The sequence below is a fragment of the Rhodosalinus sp. 5P4 genome, from assembly GCF_041365695.1.
Classification (GTDB): domain Bacteria; phylum Pseudomonadota; class Alphaproteobacteria; order Rhodobacterales; family Rhodobacteraceae; genus Rhodosalinus.
Map to the genome: position 1 here is coordinate 413,978 of NZ_JBGFSJ010000001.1, position 23,022 is coordinate 436,999.

Annotated in this window: 23 protein-coding genes; 19 read left to right on the forward strand and 4 right to left on the reverse strand. The window is 71.1% G+C overall.

Features of this window, described 5'->3' with window-relative positions:
- The first annotated feature begins 87 nt into the window (after positions 1-87).
- The 6 genes from AB6A69_RS02080 to AB6A69_RS02105 all read left to right on the forward strand — a co-directional run bounded on the left by AB6A69_RS02080 (position 88) and on the right by AB6A69_RS02105 (position 5,345).
- A complete protein-coding gene (locus AB6A69_RS02080) occupies positions 88-2,142 on the forward strand; it encodes a dynamin family protein (protein ID WP_371059460.1) in 2,055 nt (684 codons plus the stop codon).
- A gap of 20 nt (positions 2,143-2,162) precedes the next feature.
- Complete coding sequence (locus AB6A69_RS02085) at positions 2,163-3,188, forward strand: hypothetical protein (RefSeq protein WP_371059462.1); 1,026 nt, start codon at positions 2,163-2,165, stop codon at positions 3,186-3,188.
- A gap of 96 nt (positions 3,189-3,284) precedes the next feature.
- Positions 3,285-3,632: a hypothetical protein gene (locus tag AB6A69_RS02090; RefSeq protein ID WP_371059463.1), complete on the forward strand. Its 348-nt coding sequence runs from the start codon at positions 3,285-3,287 to the stop codon at positions 3,630-3,632.
- A 34-nt stretch (positions 3,633-3,666) separates the two neighbouring features.
- A complete protein-coding gene (locus AB6A69_RS02095) occupies positions 3,667-4,470 on the forward strand; it encodes a hypothetical protein (RefSeq protein ID WP_371059465.1) in 804 nt (267 codons plus the stop codon).
- A 118-nt stretch (positions 4,471-4,588) separates the two neighbouring features.
- A complete protein-coding gene (locus tag AB6A69_RS02100) occupies positions 4,589-4,873 on the forward strand; it encodes a DUF5132 domain-containing protein (protein WP_371036378.1) in 285 nt (94 codons plus the stop codon).
- Positions 4,860-5,345, forward strand: coding sequence for a hypothetical protein (locus AB6A69_RS02105; protein ID WP_371059466.1), 486 nt, complete (start codon positions 4,860-4,862; stop codon positions 5,343-5,345). The genes AB6A69_RS02100 and AB6A69_RS02105 overlap by 14 nt, the downstream gene beginning before the upstream one ends.
- On the opposite strand, the gene AB6A69_RS02110 is transcribed toward AB6A69_RS02105, so the two are convergent.
- From AB6A69_RS02110 to AB6A69_RS02120, 3 genes are read right to left on the reverse strand one after another with little or no spacing between them, the layout of a single operon-like run.
- Entirely contained in the window at positions 5,342-6,490 is a 1,149-nt protein-coding gene (locus tag AB6A69_RS02110) for a methionine adenosyltransferase domain-containing protein (protein WP_371059467.1), read from the reverse strand. The genes AB6A69_RS02105 and AB6A69_RS02110 overlap by 4 nt on opposite strands.
- Positions 6,475-9,468: a cation-translocating P-type ATPase gene (locus tag AB6A69_RS02115; protein WP_371059468.1), complete on the reverse strand. Its 2,994-nt coding sequence runs from the start codon at positions 9,466-9,468 to the stop codon at positions 6,475-6,477. The genes AB6A69_RS02110 and AB6A69_RS02115 overlap by 16 nt, the downstream gene beginning before the upstream one ends.
- Before the next feature lie 14 nt (positions 9,469-9,482).
- Positions 9,483-10,157: a Crp/Fnr family transcriptional regulator gene (locus AB6A69_RS02120; protein WP_371036374.1), complete on the reverse strand. Its 675-nt coding sequence runs from the start codon at positions 10,155-10,157 to the stop codon at positions 9,483-9,485.
- A 290-nt stretch (positions 10,158-10,447) separates the two neighbouring features.
- Here AB6A69_RS02120 and AB6A69_RS02125 point away from each other — a divergent pair, with 290 nt between their 5' ends.
- The 9 genes from AB6A69_RS02125 to AB6A69_RS02165 all read left to right on the forward strand — a co-directional run bounded on the left by AB6A69_RS02125 (position 10,448) and on the right by AB6A69_RS02165 (position 17,805).
- A complete protein-coding gene (locus tag AB6A69_RS02125) occupies positions 10,448-10,882 on the forward strand; it encodes a host attachment protein (protein WP_371059469.1) in 435 nt (144 codons plus the stop codon).
- Positions 10,879-11,661: a Crp/Fnr family transcriptional regulator gene (locus AB6A69_RS02130; protein ID WP_371059470.1), complete on the forward strand. Its 783-nt coding sequence runs from the start codon at positions 10,879-10,881 to the stop codon at positions 11,659-11,661. Before AB6A69_RS02125 ends, AB6A69_RS02130 begins: the two co-directional genes overlap by 4 nt.
- 104 nt (positions 11,662-11,765) lie before the next feature.
- Complete coding sequence (locus tag AB6A69_RS02135; protein WP_371059471.1) at positions 11,766-12,983, forward strand: thiamine pyrophosphate-dependent dehydrogenase E1 component subunit alpha; 1,218 nt, start codon at positions 11,766-11,768, stop codon at positions 12,981-12,983.
- Positions 12,984-13,009: 26 nt separating this feature from the next.
- On the forward strand, positions 13,010-13,978 hold the full coding sequence (locus AB6A69_RS02140) for an alpha-ketoacid dehydrogenase subunit beta (RefSeq protein WP_371059472.1): 969 nt from the start codon (positions 13,010-13,012) through the stop codon (positions 13,976-13,978).
- Positions 13,965-14,261: a type II toxin-antitoxin system MqsA family antitoxin gene (locus tag AB6A69_RS02145; RefSeq protein ID WP_371059473.1), complete on the forward strand. Its 297-nt coding sequence runs from the start codon at positions 13,965-13,967 to the stop codon at positions 14,259-14,261. Before AB6A69_RS02140 ends, AB6A69_RS02145 begins: the two co-directional genes overlap by 14 nt.
- On the forward strand, positions 14,258-14,815 hold the full coding sequence (locus AB6A69_RS02150) for a hypothetical protein (protein ID WP_371059474.1): 558 nt from the start codon (positions 14,258-14,260) through the stop codon (positions 14,813-14,815). The genes AB6A69_RS02145 and AB6A69_RS02150 overlap by 4 nt, the downstream gene beginning before the upstream one ends.
- A 25-nt stretch (positions 14,816-14,840) precedes the next feature.
- The gene (locus AB6A69_RS02155; RefSeq protein WP_371059475.1) at positions 14,841-15,380 is read left to right on the forward strand and encodes a hypothetical protein; all 540 of its coding nucleotides are present in this window, start codon (positions 14,841-14,843) and stop codon (positions 15,378-15,380) included.
- Between the two features lie 21 nt (positions 15,381-15,401).
- Positions 15,402-16,832, forward strand: a complete 1,431-nt coding sequence (locus tag AB6A69_RS02160) for an MBOAT family protein (RefSeq protein ID WP_371059476.1) — start codon at positions 15,402-15,404, stop codon at positions 16,830-16,832.
- A gap of 85 nt (positions 16,833-16,917) precedes the next feature.
- Positions 16,918-17,805 (forward strand): hypothetical protein, encoded by an 888-nt coding sequence (locus AB6A69_RS02165; protein ID WP_371059477.1) that lies wholly within the window; start codon positions 16,918-16,920, stop codon positions 17,803-17,805.
- Between the two features lie 35 nt (positions 17,806-17,840).
- Here AB6A69_RS02165 and AB6A69_RS02170 read toward each other — a convergent pair whose 3' ends face one another.
- Positions 17,841-18,809, reverse strand: a complete 969-nt coding sequence (locus AB6A69_RS02170) for a LysR family transcriptional regulator (protein WP_371059478.1) — start codon at positions 18,807-18,809, stop codon at positions 17,841-17,843.
- Between the two features lie 103 nt (positions 18,810-18,912).
- On the opposite strand from AB6A69_RS02170, the gene AB6A69_RS02175 reads away from it, so the two are divergent.
- The 4 genes from AB6A69_RS02175 to AB6A69_RS02190 all read left to right on the forward strand — a co-directional run bounded on the left by AB6A69_RS02175 (position 18,913) and on the right by AB6A69_RS02190 (position 23,020).
- Complete coding sequence (locus AB6A69_RS02175) at positions 18,913-19,779, forward strand: ABC transporter permease (RefSeq protein ID WP_371036363.1); 867 nt, start codon at positions 18,913-18,915, stop codon at positions 19,777-19,779.
- Entirely contained in the window at positions 19,779-20,573 is a 795-nt protein-coding gene (locus tag AB6A69_RS02180) for an ABC transporter permease (RefSeq protein WP_371056526.1), read from the forward strand. Before AB6A69_RS02175 ends, AB6A69_RS02180 begins: the two co-directional genes overlap by 1 nt.
- Before the next feature lie 52 nt (positions 20,574-20,625).
- The gene (locus AB6A69_RS02185) at positions 20,626-21,768 is read left to right on the forward strand and encodes a PotD/PotF family extracellular solute-binding protein (protein WP_371056537.1); all 1,143 of its coding nucleotides are present in this window, start codon (positions 20,626-20,628) and stop codon (positions 21,766-21,768) included.
- A gap of 172 nt (positions 21,769-21,940) precedes the next feature.
- Positions 21,941-23,020 carry an ABC transporter ATP-binding protein gene (locus AB6A69_RS02190; protein ID WP_371059479.1) on the forward strand — a complete coding sequence of 360 codons (1,080 nt, stop codon included), beginning with the start codon at positions 21,941-21,943 and terminating at the stop codon, positions 23,018-23,020.
- Positions 23,021-23,022 lie beyond the last annotated feature (2 nt).

Sequence of the window (23,022 nt, forward strand, 5' to 3'; positions counted from 1 at the left end):
GCCCCATCACCGGCGCGCCGCGCCGACCTGACCACGCCGCGTGGCCCCCGCCGGGCCGCGCCGCCATCCCCCGGGGGACCGTTTGACATGACTGCCGAAAAACTCCGCCTCGACCCTGCCGAGCGTGTGCCGCCGAAATCGGGCCTCCTGTCGGCCACCTATGCCGGGTTCTCGGGCCTCGCCGGCCGGATCGAGACCCTCGACCGGGCCATCGCCGACATCGGCGAGGCCGGCGACCGCGCGATCGACATCGCCGCGCAGCGGATGCGCAAGCGGCTGCGCGAGTTCGAGCCGAGCGTGACGATGATCGGGCAGGTGAAGGCGGGCAAGACCTCGCTCGTCAACGCGATGATCGGCTGGCCGGGCCTTCTGCCGGCCGACGTCAATCCGTGGACCTCGGTGGTCACCTCCCTGCACATGGACCCGCGCCAGACCGCGGTGGGCAATTCGGCGCGGTTCCGTTTCTTCAGCGAGGAGGAGTGGGGCCGGCTGCTGGAGCGCGGCGGCCGCGTGGGCGAGCTGGCCCGCCGCGCCGGCGCCGAGCAGGAGATCGAGAAGGTCCGCCAGCAGCTCGAGGAGATGCGCGAGAAATCGCGCCGCAGGCTCGGCCGGAAGTTCGAGATGCTGCTCGGGCAGGAGCACGACTACGGCTATTTCGACGAGGAGCTCGTCCAGCGTTATGTCTGCCTCGGCGACGATTTCGACGCCAGCCCGGAGGACCGGCAGGGCCGTTTCGCCGACATCACCAAGGCCGCGGACCTGCATTTCGGTCAGCCCGAGCTGCCGATGAAGCTGTGCATCCGCGACACGCCGGGCGTGAACGACACCTTCATGATCCGCGAGCAGATCACCATCCACGCGATCCGCGAAAGCCGGATCTGCGTGGTGGTGCTGTCGGCGCATCAGGCGCTGTCGTCGGTGGACATGGCGCTGATCCGGCTGATCTCGAACATCAAGTCGCGCGAGGTCGTCATCTTCGTGAACCGCATCGACGAGCTGGCCGACCCGGGGCGGGAGGTGCCGGAGATCCGCGACAGCATCCGGGCCACGCTGCAGAGCCATGGCGGCCCGGCCGAGGCGCAGATCATCTTCGGCAGCGCCTTCTGGGCCAACCACGCGCTGAGCGGCCGCTATGACGGGCTCAAGGGCGCGAGCGGCGAGGCGCTGCTCAACTGGGCGCAGTCGGAGGTGTCCGCCGAGAACGCCGACCCGTCCGTCGACTCGATGATCTGGAGCCTGTCGGGCTTGCCCGCGCTCGGCAAGGCCATCGCCGAACGCGCCGACAGCGGCCCCGGCGCGGAGCTCGAGGCGAAGATCGCGCGCGCGGCGCGCAACCTCGCGAACGGTCTTTCCGCCTCGCGCAGCGTCGTCTCGCGCGGCGCGGAGGGCGCGTCCGTCACGCCGATCGACCCTGACCGGATCGGCGCCGAGATCGACCGGATCGAGGCCGAACGGCTGGAAGAGCTGCGCAGCCGCCTCGACGCCGCGCTCGACGACTTCCGCGGGCGCGCGGCCGGCACGCACCGCACCTTCCTCGACCGTGCGGTCGCCTCGCTCATCCAGCACCTGGAAAAGCACGGCGAAAAGAAGGTCTGGATCTACGAGCCGAGCGGGCTGCGCCTGCTTCTGCGCTCCGGCTACCGGGTCTATGCGCGCGCGGCCTCGAAGATCGGCGAGGACGTGTTCTACCGCACCACATCGGAGATCTGCGATCTCTACCTGCGCGCCTTCTCCATCCCCGAGAAGAGTTTCGCGCTCGAGGCGCCGCCGGTGCCCGCCGCCCCCGCGCCGGTGCTTCTGGGTCAGACCATCGCGCTCGACCTCAAGGGCAACTGGTGGACCCGCTGGTGGCGGCGGCGGCGCAGCTACGCGTCCTTCGCGCGCGAGTTCACCGATCTCATCCACGCCGAGACGCTGCCCGTCGTGCAGGCGCTCGAGACCGATCACGCGGCCGCCTACGCGCGGGGGATCGAGGCGGCGCTCGCGGAATTCCTGTCGGGCCAGCGCGCGGTCCTCATGGACCTGGCCGAGCGCGCCGATCTCGACGCGGGCGAGCTGCGCGCGCAGATCGGCGGCGGCCAGCAGCGCTGGGACACGCTGAAATCCACGCTGTCGGTGCTGGCAGCCTTCGACAAAACCTGACCCGGAGGAGGGCGCGACCCATGTCCGAGACCAGCGAGATCCAGAGCCTGCCCGTGAGCGGCCGCAAGCCCCGCATCGTGCTGATGGGCGAATTCAGTTCCGGCAAGAGCACGCTGGCGAACCTGCTGATGGAGCAGGCCGTCTCGCCCGTGAAGGTGATCGCCACCCAGCTGCCCCCGGTGTGGTACAGCGAAGGCGACGGTGCGCCCTTCCGCATCACCCATGCGGGCGAGCATGTCAGGCTCGACGCCGAGGGCCTCAGCCGCGTCGGCGTGGAGGACACGCGCGCCGTGCGCGTCTTCCTGCGCGCGGGCATCCTCGGGCTTTGCGACCTCATCGACGCGCCCGGCACCTCGGACCCGAACATGGATCCCGAAGTCTGGCAGGCCGTGCTCGAGGAGGCGGATGCGGTGATCTGGTGCACGCCGGCCACCCAGGCCTGGCGCCAGTCCGAGGCCGCGGTCTGGGAGGAGGTGCCGCTCGAATTGCAGGAGAAGAGCCTGCTGCTCGTCACGCGGATGGACAAGATCCTGTCCGAGACCGACCGGACGCGCGTCTTCCGCCGGGTGGAGCGCGCGGTCGAGGGCTGTTTCCACGCCGTCTACCCGATTTCGCTGACCGAGGCGCTGGCCGCCGAGGGCGATCCCGGGCTCTGGGAGGAAAGCGGCGCGGCGGCCTTCACCGATGCGCTGGTGGAGCTTCTGGAGGATCTCGTCGAGCAGGTCGCCCGGCGTCCGAAGGGCGCGCCGCGCCTTCCCTCGGCGGCCCCGGCCGAGACCGGGTCGGACGGCGCGGAGGCCGCGGCACCCGAAAAGATCGCCGATCGCCTGCGCGCCCGCCAGAGCGGGCAGCCGCCGCAGGAGAGCGCCGGGGCGCCCGACACCGACGCCGCGGGCCCCGACGAGGACGAGGCGCAGCCCGAACGCCCCGGAGAGCCGGCACCGGCCGACGCCGCAGTGCTGCCGCGCCGCGTGGCGCCGCCATCGGGCGGCGGCCGCCGCCGCGCACGCCCGGGGCCGGGCGAGAAGGCGCCGTCGCTCTTCTGACGGGGGCGCGGCCCGGGCGGCGCGCACGCGGGGCTTGTATCCGCGGGCGCGCTGACGCAGAACGGCGGGCATCCACAGACCCGGACAGGCCCGCCGATGACCGCCGATGATCTCGCCCAGCTGCGCGCCGATCTGCCCGAATGCGAACTCGCGGTGTTCGCCGACGTTTTCTCGGGGACCGTGCTCGCCGCCGACGCCGCGCTGAAACACCCGCAGGAGAACCTCGACGCGCTGTGCGCCGAGGCGGCCCGGCTCTTTTCCGGCGCGGGCGCGTTCGAGGGGGCGGAGCCCGACACCGCCGTGGTGCTGACCTCGGTGACCTGCCGCGCCTTTTTCCGCGATCCCGCCGAGCCGGGCGAGGCGCTGTGCTGCCTCTGCGCGCCGGGCGTCCCGCCCGAGCGGCTTCTCGAGGCGGGGCGCGCCGCGTTCGCGGGGGCGGGATGAGCGGGTCCGGACCCATGGGCCGAGGGGCGCGCCCTTGAACGGGCTCGACGATCTGCGCGCCGTGCTGCGGCGGGTGGCCTCCGAAGGGGTGGCGCCCGCGCGGGAACATGCGCTTTCGGCCCCCGAGGACGCGCTCGCCGTCATCGTCCGACAGATCGACGCGACCGTTCTCGGCCGCGTGATCGCCTTCGATTTCGAGGGGCGTGGCCGGCTTCTCTGCGAGGCGTCGGGCCGGCGTCTCTTGCGGCTCGTTCCGCCCGTGCCGGACGGTCTGGGCCCTGAGGCCGAGGCGCTCGCCGGGACGCCGCTTTCCGGCGCGGAGGAGGATCACCTCGAAGCCCTCGCCGCGCTGCTGAGCGATCTTGCGGCCGGCGCGTCGCGGCTGCGGGTTTCCTCCGCGCCGCGCGGCGACGGCACCGAGACGGGCGAGACCGGGATCTCGGCCGCGCGCCTTGCCGAGGCGCTGGGCGTCGGCACGGCGCTCGCGCCGAAACCGGCCGGCGGGGATGCGCTGGCGGCGCTCGTGGAGGGGCTCGAGGCGCATCTGCGGGCCGCCTTCCGCGCAAGCGGCGCGCAGATCACGGTGCTCAAGGGCGACGGGGCGCTGATCGAGACGCTGACCGGCTGGAGCGAGACGGCGCTCGAAGGGCTGGTGGGCGGCGCAACACCGCCCGCCGCGGAGCTTCGCGAGGAGGGGCTTCTGCTTTTCGGCCTGCCCGCGCCGGCCGGCGGGCATCTCGCCGTGGCGGGGCAGGGCGGCGACATGCTGATCGCCCTGCTGGACGACGCGGGCCTCGCGCCGGCCATGCGGCTCTGGCAGAGCGTGCGCGCCACCTGACCGCGGGGGCCGGAAGCGGGGGGCGCGGATTTTTCCGCCTCTGCCGCGCCGGGGACTTTTGTCGCGCCGGCGCAGCGTGTAGCCTTCGCGACGATCGCAGATGGAGCGGGCGTCCGACATGAACAAGTCTTTCCTTCTCGGCGCGACGGTCGCGGTCGGCGCCGTCATGCTGATCCCCGGCGTCGCCCCGGCGGTCGGCCGCGCGAGCAAGCCGCTGGCGCGGGCCGCGCTGCGCACCGGAACCGTCGCCTATGACGAGTTCCGCAAGGCGGGGGCGGAGGCGTTCGAGCACTTCGAGGACATCGCCGCGGAGATCCGCGAGGAAATGGAGGCCGAGCGCCACGCCGCCGCGCAGGAGGCGGCCGGCACGGCCGCCCCGGGCGCCGCCGATGACGCCGACTGAGGGCACGGCCCGACCGCCCCGCCTCTGCCTCGTGCACCGCTCCGGCCGCCGCCTGCGCCTGCGCTTCCAGTCGCCGGTGCCCCAGGGTGCGGCGCTTGTGGCCTTCGCCGACGGGCTGGCCGACCTGACGGGGGTGGCGCGCGCGCTGGTGCGCCCGCGGACCGGCAGCGTCATCATCGAGACGCTGGCGCCGGCCGGGGAGGTGCTGGAGGCCCTGGCGGGGTCGGACCTCGTCTGGATCGTCGACGCGCCGAGGCCGGTGGCGGTGGGGCAGGTCATGCAGCTCGGCCTTGCGCGGACCGACATGGAACTCGCGCGCCGGACGGAGGGCGCGCTCGATCTGCGCAGCACGCTGGCGGTCGCGCTTCTGGGCGCGGCGATCGTTCAGCTGGCGCGCGGGCGGGTGGCGGGCCCGGCCACGACGCTCGCCATGACGGCCTTCTCGCTTCTCGAACGCGGCAAGCGCGGCTAGCCGCGCGCCAGCGACGCGGCGGCGTCCGTGTCCTCCCACGGTGCGCCGAGGCGCTCGCGCCCCATGTGCCCGTGCGCCGCGAGGCGCTGGTAGAAGCTGCCGTCATGGCGGCCCGGCAGCTCCCAGAGGCCGAAGCGCTCCTGGATCGCGCCCACGCGGAAGTCGATGGCGCGGGCGAGCCGGCGCGCGATCTCGGCGTCGGGCAAGGCGCCGGAGCCGTGGCTGTCCACCTCCAGGTCATGGGGGGCGGAATCGCCCGGCATGTAGGAGAGCTGCACCTCGCATTCCCGCGCCAGCCCCGCCGCGGTGACGGCGCGGGCGGCGTGGCGCGCGGCGTAGGCGGCGATGCGGTCCACGCGCGACGGGTCCTTGCCGCTCAGCGCCGAGCCGCCGTGGCGGACGAAGGCGCCGTAGGTGTCGTCGCCGGTCTTGCGCCCGGTCAGGCCGGAGTGGGCCGAGGGACCGCCCCGGCCCGGGTGCACGGTGAGTGAGAGGCGCATGTCCCGCGCGCGGCCCACCCCGAGTCCGTCGAGGGCGGGGCCCACGATCTCGGCCTCGAGCGCCTCGCGCACGGTGGCGTGGGACATCGCCTCGGCGAGCGCGACGTTGAGCGCGATGGCGGTCACCTCCGCCGCCCGGCGATCGGCATGGCGCACCGCCACCTGCGCCTGCGCATCGGGCGTGAGCCAAGGCAGGCGCCCGTCCTTGCGCGCGGCATCGAGCGCGGCGGTGATCCGGTGGGCGGCCTCGATGGGGGCGGGCATCGCCGCGGGCGCCCCCGCCACCGCGTAGCCGAAGGCGGTGACCATGTGGCGCGAGACGGCCTCGGTCACGCGGTCGGGCGAGAGCGTATCGTCCTCGCGCATCTCGAGGACCACGGTCAGGGCATCGCCTTCCTCGGCGTCATCGCCATAGCCCGCCTCCGCGACCACCTTGCGCGCGATGGCGGCCGGATCCACCGGCGCGCCCGCGCCCGACCGGACGGACAGGAATACAACGCCGGAGGCCACGGCGCATTCCGCCGCGACGCCCGCGCGCAGCCCGTGGCAGAGCCAGGCGTCCACCACCGCGTCGCTGATCCGGTCGCAAAGCTTGTCCGGATGCCCGGCCGTCACCGAATCCGAGGTCATCACGAAGTCCCGCATGGGCGTCCCTCCACCGTGTCGAGGTCGATGCGCACGCCGCGCCGGGCAAGGACCGCCGCGGCCGGCGCCACCGCGCCGGTGAGCGCGATCGCGCTGTCCGAAAGCCCGATGGGCGCGACACCGAGAAGCCGCCGGAGCGGCGGCACAAAGAAGGGCAGCACCGCGAGCCCCGAGGAGACGAGCACCGCCCCGTCGAGCGCGCGGTTCTCCAGAAGCTTGTCGGGCCGAAGCTCTCGGACGTCCGAGCGCTGGCACATCATGGTGTAGAGAAGCTGCCCGAGCGACAGCGACAGGAAGGTCATCCCCCGCGTTTTCGGCCCCGGCCCGTAGCGGGCGAGCCCCACGAAATGCGACACCAGCGCGGACGCGGCGATGGTCCCGCCATCGAGGCCCATGCGGCGGAAATCGTGCTCGGGGATGATCGGCTCTCCCGGTGCGCGGGGCGGGCGGCGCATCACGTCCGGGTCCGGGTCCGCGAGCGCGAGGCCGAGGCCCGGCAGCACGTCGCTGACGAGGTTGATCCAGAGAAGCTCCATCGGCGTCTCGAGCTCGTTCGGGCCGTGGGCGGCCTCCACCAGCCCGACGGCGATCTCGGACATGTTGGTGGTGATCAGGAACTCCAGCGCGCGGCGAATGTTGCGGTAGACCGAACGGCCCTGCGCGATGGCGTCCTCCAGCGTGCGCAGCTCGTCGTCGCGGATGACGACGTTCGCGACCTCGCGGGCGAGGTCGGTGCCGGTGGCGCCCATGGCGATGCCGATGTCGGCGGCCTTGAGCGCCGGCCCGTCGTTCACCCCGTCGCCCGTCATCGCGACCACCTGGCCCGAGCTTTGCAACGCCTTGACGATGGCGAGCTTGTGCTGCGCGCTCACCCGCGAGAAGACATGGGTCCGGCGTGCGATGCCGGCCAGCACCTCGGGCGAGAGATCGCCCAGCCGCGGCGCGTCCACGATGCGGAGCGCCTCGCCCGCGGCCAGGTCGAGTTCGCGGGCGATGGCCTCGGCGGTGGCGACCTGGTCGCCGGTGATCATGATGGTGCGCAGGCCCGCGCCGTGCATCGCCGCGATGAAGTCCTTCGCACCCTCGCGGACCGGGTCCGACATGCCCAGAAGGCCGAGCCAGGTCAGGCCCGCGGGGCTCTCCGGATCGTCGGGAACCGGCCCGCGCGCGAAGCCCAGTACCCGCGCGGGCCGCGCCGCGATCTCGTCGTTGAGTTGCCGGACCCGCGCGCGCGTCTCCTCGTCGAGGGCGCGGTGCTCGCCATCCTCGAGGTAGCTGTCGCACATGGCCAGCACCGCGTCGGGCGATCCCTTCACCAGGAAACAGCCCGTCCCGTCGCCGTGGGTCGTGGCCATCCATGGCCGGCTCAGCGTGCGCTCGACCACGCCGTCGCGCGGGGAGGCGGCGCGGAGCGCCGCCGCGTCGACGCCGTGGGCGGCGGCGAAATCGAGGAGCGCGCGCTCGGTGCCCGAGGAGCCCCGGGCCCCGTCGGCGCCGGGCTCTGCGTCGTTGTTGAGCGCGGCCACCTCGGCCAGCGTGGCGAGCGCGGGATCCGCAAGCTCTTCGGTCCGCCGAAGGCCCGCCGCCCCCTCGCAGACCGCGAGCCGGTTGCGCGTCAGCGTGCCCGTCTTGTCGAGGCAGATGACCTGAAGCGCGCCCAGCGTCTCCACCGCGTCCATCTGGCGCACGAGGATGCCCTTCCTCTCCATCCGCCGCAGCCCCAGCGACATCGTGGTGGTGGCCACGACCGGCAGCCCCTCGGGCACGGCCGCCACGGCGAGCGCGAGCGCGTCCTTCAGGATCGCCGACAGCGCCATGCCGCGCGCCCAGCCTATGCCGAAGAACGCCCCGCAGGCGAGCAGCGAAAGCTTCGCGAGCGTGCCGCTCAGCCGTTCGAGCTCTTCCTCGACGGGGGCGCGGGGCCGTTGCGCGCCGCTGCTCAGGAGCGAGATCCGCGCCGCCGCGGTGTGCGCGCCGGTTTCCACGACGACCGCGCGGCCCGACCCCTCGGCCACCAGCGTGCCGCCATGCAGCAGGGTGGCGCGCGCGCCCACCGGCGCATCGGCCTCAACCCGCGCGGCGGGATCCTTCGAGACGGGAAGCGTTTCCCCGGTCAGCGCGGATTCGTCCACCCGCAGGTTCTCGGCCGCGAGAAGGCGCATGTCGGCGGCCAGCTGCGTGCCCGCGCGCACCTCCACGATGTCGCCGGGAACGAGATGCGCGGCGCCGATGCGCAGCCGCCGGCCGTCGCGGATCGCGCTCACCTCCTCCTGTGAGGTGTCCATGAGCTTGTGGATCGCCGCCTCGGCCTGTCCTTCCGTCACGAAGCCGAAGACGGCGTTGACGCCCACGACCGACAGCGTGGCAACCGCGTCCGCGACCCCGCCCGTGGCGATGGAAAACACCGACGAGACGGTGAGCATGGCGACCGGCAGGCTGTTGAATTGTTGCGCGAAGAGGGCCAACTGCGATTGCCGCTCGTCCTGCGGCAGCACGTTCGGGCCGTGGCGGGCGCGGCGCCGTTCGGCCTGCGTGTCGCCGAGGCCCCGGTCCGGGTCCGTGCCGAGACTTGCCAGCACGTCCTCGGCGGGCTCGGCGTGCCAGTCCCGCGCCGCCCGTTCCGGCCGCGGCGCGCCGCGAGAGCGGGCCGGCGCGTCCGGCGAGAGGGCGCGGCCGAGCGCCTCCCGCGCAAGCGACAGGACCGCCGCGTCGCTCGTCAGCGCGGGCGCGCGCAGGATGACGCTGCCGGTCGCGGCCCGCGCGCGCACCTCCTCGACGCGCGGGTCGGCGTCGAGCGCCGCGCCAAGGCGGGCCATGCTGCGCCCGTGGTCGGGCAGACGGGGCACGCGCAGGCGGATCCGGCCGCCGCGCGTGCGGTGGGCAAGCGTGATCCCCTCGGAGGCGGCGGTCTGCACGGCGCAGGATCCCATGGGCCGGTGATGCCCGGTGATGTGACCCGCGGCCTTGACGCCGGTCAAGGCGCCCGCCGCGTTCAGCTGTTCGACGCGGCGCGCGCCAGTTGCAGAAGCGGGTCGGTGTCCGAGAGATAGTCCTGCCCCGAAAGCCGTGTCAGCCCGTCGAGGTCGCGGATCTCGAACCGGTAGGGGGAGTGCATGGCGATGAAGCCGTCCTCTGCCAGGCTATGGAAGGCGCGGCTCAGCGTCTCGGGGCGGGTGCCGAGGAAAAGCGCGAGGTCGTGCCGGCGGAGCGGCACGGTCACCTCGATCCGCCCGTGGTCGAGCGAGAGCGCGCCGGTCTGCGCGGCCCAGCGGCGGCAGAGCATCAGCAGGAAGGAGGCCGCCCGGGCCGAAACCTTGCGGTTGGCGAGCACGCCCACCCATTCGAGCGCCGCGTCCACCTCGTTCAGGATGTTGAGGATCACCAGCTTCTCGAGTTCCGGCGACCGTCCCAGCAGATCCTCGAACGGCCCGCGGCGGAACAGGCAGACCTCGGCGTCGGTGGCGGCCTCGATCGCGTAGCCGAGGGGCCCGTCGAACATCCGGCCGAACATGTCGGAGGCCACGAGGATGCCGATGATCTGCTGCTGTCCGTCGGAAAGCAGCTTCTCCAGCCTCAGCACGCCCCGGGTGACGCAGCCCACGTGATCCTGCGGCACATGGGCGGGAAAGACAGTCTCGTCGCGGGCGTAGCGGATGGGCTTGGCCATGGCGGCCAGCTCCGTCCGCACGGTTGCGGGAAGCGCGCGGAACAAGGGCATGGCGCTCAGGCCGCAACCGTCCCTGGGCCCGTCCTGCCTGGCAGGCTTCGTTTCGATCATAAGGTCCCCCCATGCCACCGCGCGGTGGTCACTGCACGCCAGACGACAAAGGTAGCACGGCTATCGTCCGGGACGCAGCACTTTCCGATTATCGCACAATGCGGATCGGTTGACGGCAGTCAATGACGTTACGGAAGGTTGATGCTCGGATCGAGGCCCGATCATTCGCGGGAGGGGGAATGGTTGCGTTTCGGATCTGGGCGTTGGTGTCGGATTGCGTGCGCGCGCGCATCCTGCGCGGCCTCGAGCGTGGCGGCGGGGATGCCGACCCGCCGACGGAACTCGTGGAGCGGCCGCAGGCGCGCGGCATCCGCGCCGCGCTGTCCGGCGCCGCGCCGGGCACCGCAGCCGGGCCCGAGGAAGACGTCGCGCAATTCGCGCGCACGCTTCTGCGGTTTCTCGACACCCATCGCGTGGCCGGGGATTTCACCCGGCTGGCCGTTTTCGCCGAACCCCGGATGCTGTCGGCGCTGCGCGCCGCCGCGCCGCCCGCGCTCTGGTCCACCGTCATTCTGGAAGAGCCGCGCAACCTCGTGATCCTGCCAGAAACGACGCTGCGCGCGACGGTTCTGCAATCTTTCGAGAGTCATCGCATCAGCGGAGAGAGACCATGACCGATATCGCCACACTGCCGTCCAAGCGGGTTTGCGGGACATGCGAGCTTCGCACGGGCGGGGACTGCCGGTTCGCCGCGTTGAGCGGCGTGCGCGTGCGCCATCTCGCCAAGGGCGAGACCCTCGTCCACGAAGGGGAGTTGCCGGAACGTCTCTTCCTGCTGCGGCGCGGCTATCTGCGCATGTTGCGCTTCGGGTGCGACGGCGACCGGGTGGTGATGGCGCTCCTCGCGGCGGGAGACGTGGTGCCGGCCTTTCCCGGGCGCGCGCTGGGCTTTTCGGTCGAGGCGGCGAGCGACACCGAGGTCTGCGAGATCTCGGGCGCCGCCTTCCGCGCGGCCTTCGGGCGGGACACCGCGCTGCGGCACCGGATCCTCGACAACGCCGCCGCGCATCTGCGACGCCTGCAGGACGCGATCTGGCTGCGCGGCCGGCTGACGAGCCGGGAACGGGTCATCGCGTTTCTCGTTCAGGCGACCGAGTGCATGCCGGTGGACCGTCTGCCCGACGGCAGTCTGCGCGTGACGATGCGGGTGTCGCGCGGCGACTGGGCGGACATGTCCGACACCACCGTCGAAACGGTGAGCCGCGTGGTCAGGGGGCTCGCGGACGAGGGGCTGGTCGAGACGCTGGCCCGCCACCGCTACCGGATCCCCGACATCGCGGGCCTCAGGCTGCTCGCGCGGCTCGACCCGGTCGGCGCGCAGGGCGCCCCGGGCCCCGCGCCGTGGCAAGTGATCGGCCCGCGCGGCGACAGGAGCGTTGTGCGCCATCAATGATTCGGCGCCGGGCCGGGCGTATCCTGCCCCCAAGCGGTCCCGGAAGGGAGGAGTCCGGCGACCGCGGGGCGCGGGGCATCCGCGCCGAACTCGGGAGGAAAACCATGCACGACACTGCCGATACCCCGGTCGCGGAGACCGGATGCGAGGATGTGCCCGCGTCGAACTCGCGGCGCGGCTTCCTGAAACTCGCCGCCCTGACGGGAGCCGCCGTCTCGGTCGGCCGCCGGGCCTGGGGCCAGGTGGAGGTGCCCTACTACGCCCACGACCTGCCGGACGAAAAGCTGATCGACATGTATCGCACGATCCTGCGCATCCGCTGGCATGAGCGCACGCAGGCCGACCAGATGCTGACGAACCCGGATTATCGCGGCTACAATCACTTCTACGCGGGCCAGGAGGCCGTGGCGACCGGCGTCTGCGCCAACCTGCGCAATTCGGGCCCGCGCGACCAGCTCGACCTCGTCTACTCGTCGCACCGGCCCTCGGGGCACGCCATCGCCAAGGGCGTCGACATTCCGAAGATGGTCGCCGAGATGGACTTTCGCGCCACCGGCATGAACGGCGGCTACGGCGCCGAGATGCACATCGCCGACCCCGATGTGGGCTTCGCCGGCGCCGACGGCATGATCGGGCCCGCGCCGGTGATCGCCAGCGGCTCGGCCTTCGCGTTCCGCGCGCGGGGATCCGACCAGGTCGCGGTGGTCTTCGCCGGCGACGGCAACTACGCCGCGCCGCATTTCCACTCCACCCTCAACAACGCGAAGCTTCTGGACCTGCCGCTCATCTACGTGTGCGAGAACAACCTCTATCACCAGTACGCGCATTACTCGCTGTCGTGCCCGCACGAGGACATCGCCTCGGCCGCGGCCGCCTACGGCATCCCGTCGCGCACGGTGGACGGGCAGGACGTGATGCAGGTCTACAACGCGGCGAAAGAGGCCGTGGAGCGCGCGCGCGCCGGCGGGGGGCCAAGCTTCATCGAGGCCAAGACCTACCGCTACTACAACCACTGGGGCGCGCCCGGCGCCAAGGAGGGCGAACTCGGCGCCTTCGGATACGACCCGCTGGCGATCACCTCCTTCCGGCCCGAGCGCGAGCTGCGCGAATGGATGCAGCGCGATCCGGTGGATATCTGCCGCCGCGTGCTGGTGGACTGGGGCGTGACCGACGAGGCCGGCGCGGCCGATATCGAGAAGGAGGTCAAGGCCGAGATCGAGGCCGCCTTCGAATGGGGGCTCTCGCAGCCGCTTTGCAACCCCGAGGACGGGCTCAAGCACGTGTTTGCCGAAGGCACCGTGCCCGCCCGTCAATTCGGATGATGGCCCGCTGACCGGAGGATACCAAGATGGCACAGAAAAGCTGGATGTATTCGGTCCTCGAGGCCGTGCAGCACGAGATGCGCGAAGACCCGGCGATGACCTGGATCTTCGAACTGACCCCGCCGGTGGCCTCGAACCCGGGCCAGCCGGTGATCAACCTGGAGACCGAGTTCGGGCGAAAGCGCGTGGTCAACACCGGCATCGACGAGAACTGGATGGCCTCGGCGGTGATCGGCGCGGGCCTCGCGGGGTCGAAGTCGGCCACCTACATCCCCTACCAGGGCGCGTGCATGCCCTTCGAGGTGATCCAGAACGTGGCCAGCAAGCTGCGCCACAAGACCGGCGGACGGGCCTCGGTGCCGGTGGTCTGGATCATCGAGATGACCGGACAGACGCCGGGCTTCGGACAGCAGCACTCCTGCTACGAGGAGGACAGCTACTACATGCACATCCCCGGCGTGCGCACGGTGATCCCGTCCACGCCCCATGACGCCAAGGGGCTGATGCACGCCGCGCTGCGCTCGCCCGACCCGGTCGTCTACCTCTACCCGGCGGGGCTGCGGACGCTCACCGAGGAGGTGCCGGACGAGGCGTTCGAGGTGCCGCTCGACAAGGCCGCCGTGCGAATGGAGGGAAGCGACCTGACCATCGTGAGTTCGGGCGCGGGGATGCGCACCGCGCTCGAGGCCGCCGAGACGCTCACCGGCGAGGGCGCGAGCGTGGAGGTGATCGACCTGCGCGCGCTCAACCAGATGGACACCGAGACCATCGTGACCTCGGTGGCCAAGACCAGGCGGCTGCTTACGGTGGACCAGTCCTACTACACGCTCTGCCCGGGCGCGGAGGTGATCGCGCGCGCGGTGGAGAACGTGGACGGGGTGAAGGTCAAGCGCGTGGCCTTCCCGGACGCGCCGCCGCCCGCCTCGCCGGAGATGTTCCTGTGGATGCGGCCGGGCCCCGAAAACGTGGTGGAGGCGGCCCGTGCCCTTCTCTGAGGCGCGCGCCGACCTGCCCGCCGCCCCGGTGTGCGACCTGTGCCGGGGCGGCCACCTGCAAGAGACGTGGGTGCAGACCGCGCTTTGGGAGGGCGAGCGCCTCGTGGTGGTCGAGGACGTGCCCGCGCTCGTCTGCACCGGCTGCAACGAGCGTTTCTACGACGACGAGACGGCGATGCGGCTCGACAGGCTGCGCGGCTCGGGATTTCCCGAGGCGCGCGCGGCGCGGCATCTTTCCGTGCCGGTCTTCCGCCTCGCGCCGGATGAGGGGGGCGGGGGATGACAGGTTCCGGACCCCGCGCCGCGGCGCTGTCTGTCGCGCTGGCGGGCGCGGCGGCCTTCGCCCAAGGGGGCGACACGTTCGGCTTCATGCCGCCCGGCGGCCGGACGATCCTCGCCGAGCGGCTGGGCGGGGACGATCCGGCCCTGCTGGCGAGGACCGCGGGGCGCGAGGCCGACGCGGACGCCTGGACGGCGTGGGCGCGGTCGCGGGCCCCGGACATCGAGGATGTCGCCGCCCGGACCTTCGCCGCCTATGCCGAGCTGAATTTTCCCGTCGGGACCGACGTGCTGGAGCGTCTGGCGGACAGCGGCGATCCCGCGCTCCTGCCGCCCGACGGGAAGGACCTCGCCGTCGCGCAGTGCCAGTTCTGCCATTCCATGTTCACCGGCTACCTGACGCATGACCGCGACGTGGAGGGGTGGAAGAGCACCTTCAAGGCGCCCTTCCACCTCGAGATACCGATGACGGAGACGGAGCGCGCCACCTTCGCGACCTACTCGGCGCTCAACATGCCGATGAAGGTTGGCGACGTGCCGCCCGAGCTTCGTTTCTGAGCCCAGACCCGAGGGAGATGCGCCCATGAGACCGCCGAGATACCTCGCCTTCTCCGCCACCGCCGTCGCGGGGCTCGCCGCCGGGCTGGCGCTTGCCCAGGAGGACGACATCTTCTCCTTCATCCCCGATGGAGGGCGGACGCTGCTCGCGGGGCTTCTCGACGGAAACGCGCCGGAGGGACTCGCGCGGGCCGTGGCGACCGAGGACGTCGACGAGGACGCGTGGATGGCCCGCCTCGGGGATACGGACCTCGACCAGTGGCAGACCGAGACGCTCGCCCAGTATCTCGCGGCGCGCGCGCCCTTCGACCCCGGGGGCGAGATGCCGCGCGACGGGCGCGACCTCGCGCTCGCGCTCTGCCAGTCCTGTCACATCATCACGGTGACGGTCACGCAGGACCGCACCGTCGAGGCGTGGCTCGGCACCATGAACTCGCCCAGCCACATCGAGATCGAGATGACCGAGGCCGACCGCCGGCTGCTCGCGGAGTACCTGGTGGTCAATGCGGGCATCCCGATCGACCTCATCCCCCGCGAGTTGCGCGCGGGCGGCGCCTCCTACTGAGGCGCGGGGCCGGGGGCGGGGATGCTGTTCACCTCCCTCGGCTACCTGATCTTTCTTCCGGCCGTCGCGCTCGCCGCCTGGGCGCTGCCGGGCCGCGCCCGGCTGCCCGTGCTGGTCCTGGCGAGCCTTGGCTTCTACGCCTCCTTCGGGCTGTCGCACCTCGTCGCGCTGGGCGCGGTGGCGGCGGTCGCGCTGGCGGCGGGCCGGCGGCTTGCCCGGGAAGACGCGGCGGGGCGGGGGGCGGCGCTCTGGGCCGGGGTGGGCGCAATCCTGGCCCTCATGTGGGCGCTCAAGTATCACGACGCGGCCGTCGCGGCGCTCGGCCTGCCGCTCGAACTGGGGCTCGAGGCGCCGCCTGGCTTCTCCTTCTACGCCTTCACGGCCATCGCGCTGCTGGCGGACCGCTACCGGCAGGCGCGGGCGCTCGGCGCGACGCCGGGGCAGGAGCTTCTTCTGCTCGCCTGGTTCCCGAAGATCCTCGCCGGCCCGATCGAGCGGGCGAAGCCCTTCGCCGCGGAGCTGGGCCAGGCGCCGCGCCTGCATCCCGCGCTCGTGGCGGGCGCGGCGCAACTCATCGTCTGGGGGCTGGTGAAAAAGGTCGTGGTGGCCGACAACCTCGCGCCCTTCGTGGATCGCGCCTACGCCGCGCCCGCCTACGCGGTGCCGATGGAGCTTCTGCTCGCAACCTATTTCTTCGCCTTCCAGATCTACTGCGACTTCTCGGGCTACACCGATATCGCGCGGGGCAGTTCGCGGCTTTTCGGGATCGAGCTCAACCGCAATTTCCGCCGCGCGTATTTCGCCACCTCCATCGGCGCGTTCTGGTCGGAGCGCTGGCACATCTCGCTGTCGCAATGGTTCCGCGACTATCTCTTCCGCCCGCTCCTGGGCCGGCGGGCGGGCCCGCTGCGGGTCTATGCCGCGATCATGGTCGTCTTCGTCGTCAGCGGGGTCTGGCACGCGGGGCTCGGCTACGGGATCGGCGCGGGCTTCGTCGTCTGGGGGGCGCTGAACGGCATCTATCTCTGTGCCGAGCGCGCGCTCGCGCCCTGGCGCGCGCGCCTGGCCGCGCGGCTCGAGGGGTCGCCCTGGGCGCGGGCCTACGCGATCCTCGCGGCGCTCGTCGTCTTCCACCTCGTTCTCGTGAGCTGGATCTTCTTCCGTGCGGGCGGGCTTTCCGACGGCGTGACCGTGGCCCGGCGCATCTGGGCGGCGCTGCCGGAGCTTCCCGGGCTCGTCGCGCGCTACCCCTTCACCGCCGAGCACGGTTTTCTCGCCGCGCTCGTGGCGGGGCTGCTCTTGTGCGAGGCCGCGCAGGAAAGCCGCGCCATCCGCCTGCGCCTTGCGAGGGCGCCGCGCGCCTTGCGCTGGGCAGGCTGGTACGCCGCGCTCTTCGCCCTCTTGCTGCTTGGCCGCTGGCAGGGAGAAAGCTTTGTCTACATGCAGTTCTGATCAAAACCTCAAGCGGGCCCGACCGAGCTGGGCAGAGCTCGGGCTCTTTGCGGCGGGGTTCCTCGCACTTTACGCCGCCGCCGCCGTGATCGCCGAATTCCGCGTGGCCCGGGCCAGCGCGGAGGCGCCGTTCCAGCGGCTGCTGGCCGCGCGGGGCGCGGCAGCGGACTGGGTCGTCCTCGGCGCGTCGCACGCGCTGCCCCTCGACTGGGGAGAGGTGCCCCGGCGGTTCGAGGAGGACACCGGACAACGGATGCTGATCCTCGCCGAAACGGGGGCCGGGCCGCTTTACATGCGGATGGTGGCCGATCAGGCCCTCCGTGACGTGGCGCCTGCACGCGCGCTTTACGTGCTGGACGATTTCGCCTTCTTCGATCGGCGCTGGAACGCGGGGCGTATCGAGGATCGCGCCCTGCTGCGCCTGACGCCGCTGCGGGCCTCGACCGTCGCGCTGCTGGCGGGGGCGGTGAGGGCGGAGGGTGTCGATCCCCGCGCGCTGCTCGACTATCTCACCGGGTTTTCGAAGCTGAACCCGCCGGAGCGTTTCCCGGCGCAGGGCTGGGAGGGGGAGGCCGCGTTCGACCGCGTGCACCGGCCTTCGCGCCACGCCGTGCGGGCGCGGATGGAGTTCCTTTACCCCGGTGGCGCGGAACTCGCGCAGGCGCGGCCGGCGCTGGAGGATTTCGCCCGTCTTCTCGACAGGCTCGGATCGGTGGGCACGCGGGTCGTGGTGCTGCGCCTGCCCGTGCCCGAGGCGTTCCGCGCAGCCGCGCCGCGCCCCCCGGCGTTCGAGGCGGCGCTGTCGCGGACCCTCGACGCGGCGGGCGTGCCGCTTGTGGACCTGTCCGCCGCGCTCGACGCGCCGGAATTCTATTTCGACACGGACCACCTGAACCGCGCGGGCGTCGAGGCGCTTTACGACAGGCACTTGCGGGACCTGCTGAGCGATCCGCCCGAGACGGAGGGCGGGTAGGGCGGGCCGCACGGCCAGTCCCGCGACGCGCCGCCTCAGCGGTAGGTCCGCGCCTCGATCGGCGTGGTTTCGATGGCCGCCTGCAACAGCTTTAGAAAGGAGGACTCGGCGCGGTTCATGCGTGTCCTGGGGTTCCACACCACGTGCACGTCGATGGCGGGCAGCGCCTCGTAGGGCGGCAGCTGCCAGAGCAGCCCGTCGGCCATGTCGCGCGCCGCGACGTGCACGGGAAGCGAGCCCACGCCGAGCCCCGCGACGATCATCCGCCGCACCTCTTCGAGGTGGCTGGAGACGCCGATCACCCGCTCGCCCATCCGCGCCTCGGCACGCATGAGCGTCACCGGGCGCAGCACGTCGCCCAGCCGGTCGGTCTCGAAGCTGACCGCGTCCTGCCCCGCCAGATCGCCGACGGCAAGGCCCTCTCGCCCGAAAAGCGGATGCGACGGGCCGCAGAAAAGGCCGAAATATTCGCGATATAGCCGGCTGTATTCAAGCCGCGGGTTGCGCTCGCGCACGAGGCAGACGGCGAGCGTCGCGCTCTTGTCGGTGACCCGCGCGACGGCCTCGGCGCTGGTGTGCACGTCGATGGAAAGCGTGGCCTTGGGGTGGCACGCGTGAAATTCCGCGAGCACCCGGTCGAAGAGCGGGCAGACCACGTGGCTGGCCACGGCGAGGCGGACATGGCCGCTGATCTCGTCGGGAAGCTCGCGCATGAGCGTGGCGATGCGCAGGATCGACCCCTGGATGTCCACCGCCTCGCGCTTGAGACGCTCGCCCGCCTCGGTCAGGCGGAACCGTCCCGGGCCACGGTCGATGAGGCGCTTGCCGATGCGCGCCTCCAGCCGCTTCAGCGCCGCCGAAACGGAGGGCTGCGCCAGTCGCAGCCGGTTCGCGGCCTCCGTCACCGATCGCGATTCCGACAGCACGACGAAGGTGCGCAGGAGGTTCCAGTCCAGCTCTCGCATGGTGCGCTCGGGCGCGCGGCGATCGTCGGGCAGATCCATGGATCATAGACTCTATCAATAATGACAATTCTCGTTAACTATTTGATCTATACCCGGACGAGGGGTCAAGCTTCGCTCGAAACCGTCATTTCGAGGACTGTGCATGTCCGTCGAGGCCCGCGAAGCCCGCCAGCCCTGGATCCTGCTTTCGCCCGCACTGACGGCGGTCACCTTCCTGCTGTTCGTGCCGCTTCTCTTCATCGTGGTCTATTCCTTCTGGCTGAGCTCGGCGACGGGCGCGGACATTCCGGCGCTTTCGCTCGCGAACTGGCAGGAGGCGCTGACCGATGCGTTCTACCGGGACATCCTGCTGGGCACGCTGAAGATCGCCGGGATCACGACGCTCGTATGCGCGCTCATGGGATATCCGGCGGCCTATTTCATCGCGAGGTCAAAGGGAAACAAGGCGATCCTTCTGCTTCTCCTGATCCTTCCCTTCTGGATCAGCTACATCATCCGCACGATGAGCTGGATCAACATCCTGGGCGTCTCCGGCGCGTTGAACTGGCTGCTGATGACCCTCGGGATCACCGCGGAGCCGGTGCAGATGCTTTACAACGAGACCACCGTGATCCTGGGCCTCGTGCATTTCCTGCTGCCCTTCATGGTGCTCAACGTGTTCGTGAGCCTCGACGGGATCGACACCAACCTCGAGGACGCGGCGACCTCGCTCGGCGCCACCCGGTGGCAGGCCTTCCTGCAGGTGACGCTGCCGCTCTCGCTCCCTGGCCTCGCGGCGGGCGGGCTGCTGTGCTTCGTGCTGGGCGCGGGCACCTACATCACGCCGATGGTGCTGGGCGGGCCGCGTGATGCGATGTTCGCCAACCTCGTCTACGAGGCGATCATCACCCAGCTCAACTGGCCGCTGGGCTCCGCGCTCTCGCTCATGCTGCTGATCGTGCTGGGCGCGCTGGTGCTGATCTACAACCGCTATCTCGGCATGGCGCAACTGGCCAAGGGGCTCGGCTGATGGGGGGGCTCGGCTGGAATCTCGTGCGTTTCTGGACGCTTCTGGTCTACGGCTTCATGTTCCTGCCGGTGGCGGTGGTGGTGCTGCTCAGCTTCAACGCGAGCCAGTTCGGCAGCTTTCCCATGACGGGCTTTTCGTTTCGCTGGTTCGTGGAGCTGGCGCAGAACGAGGCGATCCTGCGCGCCTTCCGCACCTCCATCGCGCTTGGGCTGCTGACGGCGATCATCTCCACCACGCTCGGCGTGCTCGCCTCGCTCGCGCTGGTGCGCTACCGGGTGCCGGCGGCGAACATGATCACGACGCTCCTGATCGCGCCCATCCTCGTGCCCGAGGTGGTGCTTGCCGTGGCGCTGCTGCTCTTCCTGAACTTCCTGGAACTGGGCAAGAGCTTCACGATGCTCCTTCTGGGGCACGTGATCTTCACGCTGCCCTTCGTGATCCTCGTGGTGCAGGCGCGTCTGGTGGCGATCCGCCGCGACGTGGAGGAGGCCGCGATGTCGCTCGGCGCCTCGCCGGTGCAGACCTTCTTCGAGATCACCCTGCCGCTCATGCTGCCGGCGGTGCTGGCCGGCGCGCTCTTCGCCTTCACCATCAGCTTCGACGACATCACCGGCACGCTGTTCTGGAAGCCGGGCGGCGTCGAGACGGTCCCCACGCAGATCTTCTCGATGCTGCGGAATTCCATTTCTCCCGAGATCAACGCGCTCGGCACGGTCATGATCCTCATGACGGTGGGCCTGCCCCTTCTGGGGCTGGCACTGGCGCGGGCCCTCGCAACCAGAAGCGGCGGGTGAAAACCGCCGCTCCCAACCCCAGACCGACAAGGAGGTGAAGATGACCAGGAAAATAGACGATACAACGCGTTACGAACGACTGCTGGAGCGTTACCGGAACGGCGACATCGACCGCCGGGGCTTTCTTGGCCTCATCGGCGCGGCGGGGCTGGCCTACGGGATGCAGACGCCCTTCGCGCGCTACGCCCACGCCCAGGACGTGAGCCAGATCCGCTTCGACGGCTGGGGCGGCGTGGTGTCGGAGGCGTTCCGCGAACACGCCTTCGATCCCTACACCGGCAAGACCGGCATCGAGGTGGTGGACGGCACCTTCTCGGGCGGGGACGAATATCTCGCCCAGGTGCGCGCGAGCCAGCCGGGCGAGTACAACATCGCCCACCTCTCGGGCGTGTTCGACTACGCGCGGTACCGGAACTTCGACCTGACGACCGAGCTCGACCTGGCGAACATCCCCAACTTCGAGCTGGTGATGACGCGGCTCGTCGAGCCCTACCGCGCGATCACGCCCGACGCGCTGTCGGCGGTTCCCTACAATTACGGGACCACGGGGCTTGCCTATAACCGAAAGCACATCTCCGACGAGGAAATGCAGGAGAAGGGCGCGCGCATCCTGATCGACGCGGCCTACGAGGGCAAGATCGGCGGCTGGTCGGACTGGCGCACGCGGATCTGGTACGGGGCGCTTCAGACCGGGCAGGACCCGAACGACATCCAGGACATGGACGCCGTCTGGGACGCGATCCGCCAGCACCGCGACCTCGCGCTGAAATACTGGGGCTCGGGCGCGGAACTGATGAGCCTTCTCGCCGAGGAGGAGATCTACGTCACCGAGGGCTGGTCGGGCCGCATCGCCGCGCTGCAGGAGCAGGGCCACGACATCGGCTATTACGACCCGCCGAGCGGGTTCGGCTGGCAGGAGTGTCTTTTCGTGATCAAGGGCTCGCCGGTCTCGGCCTGCGAGGAGCTTCTGAACTTCATGCTGGCGCCCGAGACCTCGATCGCGGTGGCCGAGGGGCAGAACTATCCGCCCGCACTCGACGGGACCAAGGTGGATCTCGGCGACAAGATCCCGACGCTGCCGGCCTACGATCCAACGGGCACGCTCTCGGGCCTCACCTTCGCCGATCCGGAATACTGGAACGGCAACGAGGCGGAGTGGTCCAAGCAGTTCAGCCGCGTGCAGCGCGGGTATTGAGGACAGGGCGCGGTCCCGTCGACGGGGCCGCGCCGGTCGAAGGGTCGCGGAAACGGTGCGCATGACGCGGCGCCGCGCCGGGCCCGGGCGGCAAGGGACGCGCGGCAGGCCGGGTGCCCGGGCCGGATTTCCGGGGGCGCGCGGCCGCCCCCGATGCAAGGAGGTTGTCTGAATGAGCTCTGTCCAGCTCAGGAATATCGTGAAGCGTTTCGGCAGCTTCACCGCCGTCCATCCGACCGACCTCGAGATCGAGGAGGGCGCCTTCGTCACGCTTCTCGGGCCGTCGGGCTGCGGCAAGACGACGAACCTGCGCATGATCGCCGGGCTTCTCGACCCCTCCGAGGGCGAGATCCTGATCGGCGGCAGGCGCATGAACGACGTGCCGATCCACAAGCGCAACCTTGGGCTCGTCTTCCAGAACTACGCGCTTTTCCCACACAAGACCGTGGCCGAGAACGTGGCTTTCGGTTTGAAATACCGCGACGTGGCGAAATCCGAGATCGCGGGGCGGGTGCAGCGGGTGCTCGATCTCGTGCAACTGCCGCAGGTGGGGGATCGCTATCCCAAGGCGCTGTCGGGCGGGCAGCAGCAGCGCATCGCGCTCGCCCGCGCCATCGTGATCGAGCCCGACGTGCTGCTTCTCGACGAGCCGCTCTCGGCGCTCGACGCCAACCTGCGCGAGGACATGCGCGTGGAACTCAAGCGCATCCAGGACCAGATCAACGTCACCACGGTCTTCGTGACCCACGACCAGTCCGAGGCGCTGGCGATGTCCGACCGGATCGTGGTGATGTCGGACGGCCGGGTCGAGCAGGTGGGCACCCCCGAGGAGGTCTACAACACCCCCGCGAGCGAGTTCGTGGCCCGTTTCCTCGGCGCCTCGAACATCCTGCCCGCGCGGGTCGCCGGCCGCGAGGGCGGCGCCGTGGTGCTGGAGGAGGCGGTCTTCGGCCGCATCCCCGTGCCCGCCGGGAAGGCGCCCCATGTCGGAAGCGAGGGCGCGGCCAAGCTGGTGATCCGGGCCGAAAAGCTGACGCTCGCCCCGCGCGGCGCGACGCGGGAGGGTGCGGCCTGCGTTGACGCCACCGTCGAGACGGTGGATTACCAGGGCCAGGCGGTGCGCTATTTCGTGCGCGCCGGGGAGTGCCAATTGCAAGCCATCAACATGATCGACGAGCATCCCTTCGCCGAGGGAGATGCCGTCACGCTGCACCTGCGTCCGCGCGACTGCGCGGCGCTGCCGGAGGGGTAGGC

Bases quoted from the DNA above. Each gene is read 5' to 3' on its own strand.
- AB6A69_RS02080 (WP_371059460.1), top strand. From the start codon at position 88: ATGACTGCCGAAAAACTCCGCCTCGACCCTGCCGAGCGTGTGCCGCCG.
- AB6A69_RS02085 (WP_371059462.1), top strand. From the start codon at position 2,163: ATGTCCGAGACCAGCGAGATCCAGAGCCTGCCCGTGAGCGGCCGCAAG.
- AB6A69_RS02090 (WP_371059463.1), top strand. From the start codon at position 3,285: ATGACCGCCGATGATCTCGCCCAGCTGCGCGCCGATCTGCCCGAATGC.
- AB6A69_RS02100 (WP_371036378.1), top strand. From the start codon at position 4,589: ATGAACAAGTCTTTCCTTCTCGGCGCGACGGTCGCGGTCGGCGCCGTC.
- AB6A69_RS02105 (WP_371059466.1), top strand. From the start codon at position 4,860: ATGACGCCGACTGAGGGCACGGCCCGACCGCCCCGCCTCTGCCTCGTG.
- AB6A69_RS02110 (WP_371059467.1), bottom strand. From the start codon at position 6,490: ATGCGGGACTTCGTGATGACCTCGGATTCGGTGACGGCCGGGCATCCG.
- AB6A69_RS02120 (WP_371036374.1), bottom strand. From the start codon at position 10,157: ATGGCCAAGCCCATCCGCTACGCCCGCGACGAGACTGTCTTTCCCGCC.
- AB6A69_RS02125 (WP_371059469.1), top strand. From the start codon at position 10,448: ATGGTTGCGTTTCGGATCTGGGCGTTGGTGTCGGATTGCGTGCGCGCG.
- AB6A69_RS02130 (WP_371059470.1), top strand. From the start codon at position 10,879: ATGACCGATATCGCCACACTGCCGTCCAAGCGGGTTTGCGGGACATGC.
- AB6A69_RS02135 (WP_371059471.1), top strand. From the start codon at position 11,766: ATGCACGACACTGCCGATACCCCGGTCGCGGAGACCGGATGCGAGGAT.
- AB6A69_RS02140 (WP_371059472.1), top strand. From the start codon at position 13,010: ATGGCACAGAAAAGCTGGATGTATTCGGTCCTCGAGGCCGTGCAGCAC.
- AB6A69_RS02150 (WP_371059474.1), top strand. From the start codon at position 14,258: ATGACAGGTTCCGGACCCCGCGCCGCGGCGCTGTCTGTCGCGCTGGCG.
- AB6A69_RS02155 (WP_371059475.1), top strand. From the start codon at position 14,841: ATGAGACCGCCGAGATACCTCGCCTTCTCCGCCACCGCCGTCGCGGGG.
- AB6A69_RS02160 (WP_371059476.1), top strand. From the start codon at position 15,402: ATGCTGTTCACCTCCCTCGGCTACCTGATCTTTCTTCCGGCCGTCGCG.
- AB6A69_RS02170 (WP_371059478.1), bottom strand. From the start codon at position 18,809: ATGGATCTGCCCGACGATCGCCGCGCGCCCGAGCGCACCATGCGAGAG.
- AB6A69_RS02175 (WP_371036363.1), top strand. From the start codon at position 18,913: ATGTCCGTCGAGGCCCGCGAAGCCCGCCAGCCCTGGATCCTGCTTTCG.
- AB6A69_RS02180 (WP_371056526.1), top strand. From the start codon at position 19,779: ATGGGGGGGCTCGGCTGGAATCTCGTGCGTTTCTGGACGCTTCTGGTC.
- AB6A69_RS02190 (WP_371059479.1), top strand. From the start codon at position 21,941: ATGAGCTCTGTCCAGCTCAGGAATATCGTGAAGCGTTTCGGCAGCTTC.